Annotated in this window: 5 protein-coding genes and 1 pseudogene; 5 read left to right on the forward strand and 1 reads right to left on the reverse strand. The window is 66.9% G+C overall.

Annotated elements, in window-relative coordinates; genetic code table 11:
- The 5 genes from VFA16_RS15345 to VFA16_RS15365 form a co-directional block, all read left to right on the forward strand.
- Positions 1 to 601: hypothetical protein (locus VFA16_RS15345; protein WP_324968646.1), on the forward strand; the 601-nt coding region annotated here is incomplete at its 5' end.
- Positions 598 to 1,650, forward strand: coding sequence for a polyprenyl synthetase family protein (locus VFA16_RS15350; RefSeq protein ID WP_324968647.1), 1,053 nt, complete (start codon positions 598 to 600; stop codon positions 1,648 to 1,650). The genes VFA16_RS15345 and VFA16_RS15350, both read left to right, overlap by 4 nt.
- Positions 1,651 to 1,674: 24 nt before the next feature.
- Positions 1,675 to 2,427, forward strand: coding sequence for an FAD-dependent thymidylate synthase (gene thyX, locus VFA16_RS15355; RefSeq protein ID WP_324968648.1), 753 nt, complete (start codon positions 1,675 to 1,677; stop codon positions 2,425 to 2,427).
- Positions 2,428 to 2,545: 118 nt separating this feature from the next.
- Positions 2,546 to 3,448: a 4-hydroxy-tetrahydrodipicolinate synthase gene (gene dapA / locus VFA16_RS15360; protein ID WP_324968649.1), complete on the forward strand. Its 903-nt coding sequence runs from the start codon at positions 2,546 to 2,548 to the stop codon at positions 3,446 to 3,448.
- 18 nt (positions 3,449 to 3,466) lie between these two features.
- The gene (locus VFA16_RS15365; protein WP_324968650.1) at positions 3,467 to 5,143 is read left to right on the forward strand and encodes a ribonuclease J; all 1,677 of its coding nucleotides are present in this window, start codon (positions 3,467 to 3,469) and stop codon (positions 5,141 to 5,143) included.
- Between the two features lie 65 nt (positions 5,144 to 5,208).
- On the opposite strand, the pseudogene VFA16_RS15370 reads toward VFA16_RS15365, so the two are convergent.
- A pseudogene (locus VFA16_RS15370) lies at positions 5,209 to 5,382 on the reverse strand (SAM-dependent methyltransferase); the annotation flags it as partial.

Here is a 5,382-nt window from a genome sequence, read left to right on the forward strand (position 1 = left end):
TCGCGCGCTGAGCGCTATTCAGGCCGAAGGCTTTCGGGCCGCGAGCCGGATCGTCGACCGATTCGTGCGAGCAGTGGGTCCAGACGTCACGGACGGCGACGGGCATGCCGCCAACGTGAACGCCAGCAACGACGGGCAGGCGGGCATGCCGGAATGGGAACGGCTGGCCCGGGCGTGGTGGTCGATGGTCGGCCAATTTCTCCTTAGCTCAACGTCTTTCGCTGCCCATCGGGGCAGCGCCACGGTGGCTCTCGACGTCAACGACCCCGACACCAAGGGTGCCCTGAACCTCGAGGCCCCGGTCGGCGGGTCTGCCAGTGCCGAGGTGTGGCTGCACAACCGGGGACCCGACGACCGCGCGGATGTTCGGTTGCGCTGCAGTGATCTGCTCAGTCACGAAGGCGATGTGATCGACGCCGCTGCGGTGGTTATCGATACCGCCGTGGTGGCAATGCCGAGACGATCCAGCCGCGGCGTGACGATCAGAATCGATGTTGCGCCGCAGACGCGGCCCGGCGTTTATCGCGGCACCGTGCTGGCAAGTGGTCACCCGGATCTGTGGCTTCCAGTGCGGCTCACCGTCCGACTGCCCAGCACATGACCAGTACCGCGGAGCGCGCCGCGCTGGTGTCTGTGGTCGACGAGCGTTTGCGCGAGGTCGCCAAGCTGGTGCGGCGGTCAATGCTCGACGCAATGCCCGACGGCGAACCCAGCCAGTGGCTTTATGCACCGATGCGCGCGTATCCGTCGCGGCCGGGTAAGGCGTTGCGGCCGGCGCTGTGTCTGTCGGCCGGCCGGGCATTCGGAGCGGACACGGACGATCTGCTGGGTATGGCTGTGGCGATCGAGATGCTGCACAACGCATTCCTGGTGCACGACGACATCGCCGACGGCAGCGAAATGCGCCGCGGCAGGCCGACTTTGGCGGCGACTCACGGGATCGCCGCAGCCCTCAACGCAGGCGACGCGTTGGCGGTGGTGGCAGGACAAGTGTTGCGGCGTGCGACACGTCGGCTCGATCGCGACCTCGGCGAGCTGGTGTGGGCCGAATTCGACACGATGGCGATACGCACTCTCGAGGGCCAGGCGACGGAAGTGGGCTGGCAGCTCGACAACGTCGAGGATCTCGGGCCCGAAGACTATCTGAACCTGATCATGCACAAGACGTGCTGGTACACCACAATCCATCCGCTGCGCGTCGGAGCAATCGTGGGCTCGCGTGGCACCGCCGAACTCGGCCCGCTGGTGCGGTTCGGCTTTCACTTCGGCTCCGCGTTTCAGATTCGTGACGATCTGTTGAACCTGGTCGGCGACGAACGGCTTTACGGCAAGGAGATTCTCGGTGACCTCTACGAGGGCAAGCGGACGCTCCCGCTGATCCACCTGCTGTCCGCCGCGCAGGGGCGGGACCGGAAAGTGGTTCGCGACTATCTGAGCCGCACCAGGTCGGAGCGGTCGGCCGACATGGTGCACCACGTGCGCGTGCTGATGGACAACTACGGCAGCATCGCGTTCGCCAGCGAATTCGCCGAGGGCATTCTGCTGGTCGCCGAAGAGTATTTCGAGCAGGCCTTCGCCCACGCCCGGCCCGGCCCGGACCTGGAGTTCCTGCGGGCACTGGTGCCCTACGTATGGGCGCGCTGGCGGTGACGCCGGCGGGATATCGTGAGCGCCGTGGCCGAGACCGCGCCGTTGCGCGTGCAGTTGATCGCCAAGACCGAGTTCTTGGCGCCGCCCGAGGTGCCGTGGAGTACCGATGCCGACGGCGGGCAGGCGCTTACCGAATTCGCCGGCCGGGCCTGCTACCAGAGCTGGTCCAAGCCGAACCCGAAAACCGCGACCAACGCCTCCTACATCAAGCACATCATCGACGTCGGGCATTTCTCGGTGCTCGAGCACGCGAGCGTGTCTTTCTACATCACCGGCGTCTCGCGGTCCTGTACGCACGAGTTGATCCGCCACCGGCACTTCTCCTATTCGCAGCTCTCGCAGCGCTACGTGCCGGAACGCGACTCGCAGGTCGTTGTGCCGCCGGGCATGGACGACGATCCGGAATTGCAGCAGATCTTGACCGCGGCGGCCGACGCCAGCCGTGCCACCTATACCGAACTGCTGGCCAAGCTGGAGGCTAAATTCGCTGATCAGCCCAACGCCGTTCTCCGGCGCAAACAGGCGCGACAAGCGGCTCGCGCGGTGCTGCCCAACGCCACCGAGACACGCATTGTGGTCACAGGTAACTACCGCGCGTGGCGGCATTTCATCGCCATGCGGGCCAGCGAGCACGCCGATGTGGAAATCCGGCGGCTGGCCATCGCCTGCCTGCGCCAGCTGGTCGACGTCGCGCCAGCGGTGTTCGCCGACTTCGAGATCACCATCCTGGCCGACGGCACCGAGGTCGCGACGAGTCCGTTAGCAACCGACGTCTGAGACGACGGGAAAAGGTGCGTCGCGAGCGGGCGCCGATGCACGACCATTGCGGCATGTCTGTGTACAGACATGCCCGCTCGTGCGGGTGGCCGAGGCGTAACCCGGTAGCCTGGGGACCGTGAGCACCGGCGGATTCGACGTCCACTCCCGCCTGGGCACCCTGCTGACCGCGATGGTCACCCCGTTCGGCTCGGACGGCTCCCTCGATGAAGCCGCCGCAGGACGGCTGGCCAACCACCTCGTCGACGCCGGGTGTGACGGCCTGGTCATATCCGGCACCACCGGCGAGTCGCCGACCACGACCGACGACGAGAAACTCACGCTGCTGCGGGCCGTGCTGGAAGCGGTGGGCGACCGTGCCCGCGTCATCGCCGGCGCCGGCACCTACGACACTGCGCACAGCGTTCATCTGGCCAAGGCCTGCGCGGCCGAAGGCGCGCACGGCCTGCTGGTGGTCACCCCGTACTACTCCAAGCCGCCGCAGTCCGGGCTGATCGCGCACTTCACCGCCGTCGCCGACGCCACCGAGCTGCCGGTGCTGCTCTATGACATCCCGCCCCGCTCGGTGATACCGATCGACCCTGACACCATCCGCGCCCTGGCGGCCCACCCCAACATCGTCGGCGTCAAAGACGCCAAGGGTGATCTGCACCGCGGCGGCCAAATCATGGCCGAAACCGGGCTGGCCTACTATTCCGGCGACGACGCACTGAATCTGCCCTGGCTGGCGATGGGGGCCACCGGCTTCATCAGCGTCATCTCTCATCTGGCCGCCGGCCAACTGCGCGAGATGTTGTCGGCCTTCCAGTCCGGCGACGTCGCCACCGCACGCAAGATCAACGTCGGCATCAGCCCGCTGTGCGACGCCATGAGCCGCCTCGGCGGGGTGACGATGAGCAAGGCGGGCCTGCAGCTGCAAGGCATCGATGTCGGCGAGCCGCGGCTGCCCCAGATGCCCGCGACGCCGCAGCAGGTGGACCAGTTGGCCGCCGACATGCGCGCGGCTGCGGTGCTGCGGTGAGCCACAGGTGAGCCACAGGTGAACGACGAGCTCGCCCCGCCGGGTCCACTGGCCCCTGGCGGGCTGCGGGTCACAGCGCTGGGCGGTATCAGCGAAATCGGCCGCAACATGACGGTTTTCGAGCATCTGGGCCGGCTGCTGATCATCGACTGCGGGGTGATGTTTCCCACCCACGACGAACCCGGCGTCGACCTGATCCTGCCGGATCTGCGGCATATCGAAGACCGGCTCGACGACGTCGAGGCGTTGGTGTTGACCCATGCGCACGAGGACCACATCGGTGCGATTCCGTTCCTGCTCAAGCTGCGCCCCGACATCCCGGTCGTCGGCTCGAAGTTCACCTTGGCGCTGGTCGCCGCGAAATGCCGCGAACACCAACTCAAACCGGTGTTCCGCGAAGTGGCCGAGGGCCAGCGCACCACGCACGGGGTATTCGAGTGCGAATACTTCGCCGTCAACCACTCCATCCCTGACTCGCTGGCCATCGCGGTGCACACCGGCGCGGGAACCGTCCTGCACACCGGCGACATCAAGCTCGACCAGCTCCCACTCGACGGGCGCCCCACCGACCTGCCCGGCATGTCGCGGCTCGGCGACGCCGGCGTGGATCTGTTCCTGTGCGACTCGACCAACGCCGAGATCCCCGGGGTGGGGCCCTCCGAGAGTGAAGTCGGCCCCACCCTGCACCGGCTGATCCGCGGCGCCGACGGTCGCGTGATCGTGGCGTGCTTTGCCTCCAATGTCGACCGGGTGCAGCAGATCATCGACGCCGCAGTGGCGTTGGGTCGGCGGGTGTCGTTCGTCGGCCGCTCGATGGTGCGCAACATGGGGATCGCCCGCGACCTCGGTTACCTGCGGGTGGCCGACGGCGATCTGATCGACATCAGCGTGGCCGAAACGATGCGTTCCGAGCAGGTGGTGCTGATCACCACGGGCACCCAGGGTGAGCCGATGTCGGCGCTCGCGCGGATGTCACGCGGTGAGCACCGCAGCATCACGCTGACCGCGGGTGACCTCATCGTGTTGTCGTCATCGCTGATACCTGGCAACGAGGAAGCCGTCTACGGGGTGATCGACGAGCTCGCCAAGATCGGTGCCCGCGTGGTGACCAATGCGCAAGCGCGCGTGCATGTTTCGGGCCACGCGTATGCCGGTGAACTGCTGTTCCTCTACAACGGGGTGCGGCCCCGCAACGTCATGCCGGTGCACGGCACCTGGCGGATGCTGCGCGCCAACGCCGGCTTGGCCGCGCGTACCGGAGTGCCGCCGGATTCAATTGTGTTGGCGGAGAACGGGGTCAGCGTCGACCTTATTGCTGGACAGGCCCGCATCGCCGGAGCGGTGCCGGTCGGCAAGATGTTCGTCGACGGCCTGATCCTCGGTGACGTCGGCGACATCACCTTGGGTGAACGGCTGATTCTCTCGTCGGGGTTCGTTGCGGTGACTGTCGTGGTGCGGCGTGGCACCGGTCGCGCGGCTGCGCCACCGCATCTGCATTCCCGCGGCTTTTCCGAGGACCCCAAAGCGCTGGAGCCCGCGGTGCGCAAGGTCGAAGACGAACTCGAATTACTCGCCCAGGAAAACGTGACCGACCCCATCCGGATCGCCCAGGCGGTGCGGCGCACCGTCGGCAAATGGGTGGGCGAGACCTACCGGCGCCAGCCGATGATCGTGCCGACCGTACTGGAGATCTGAGCAGGCGAGCAGACGCAAAGGTTCCCAAAACGGCGTGGTGTCCGGGGCTTTTGCGTCTGCTCAGGCTAGGGGGTCTTCTCGGCGTAGGCCGACCATTCGATCTCAGAGGCGGTGAGATCGCGGCCGGCCGGCCCGACGTAGCGCTGGATCAACTGCTCCGGTCCGACCTGCTCGATCAGCCGCCAGCCGAAGCCGGCCAGAAACTCCTCGACTTCATCTGGCTGAATCCCGAAGTGCCA

Source organism: Mycobacterium sp. (assembly GCF_035653355.1).
Taxonomy (GTDB): Bacteria; Actinomycetota; Actinomycetes; order Mycobacteriales; family Mycobacteriaceae; genus Mycobacterium.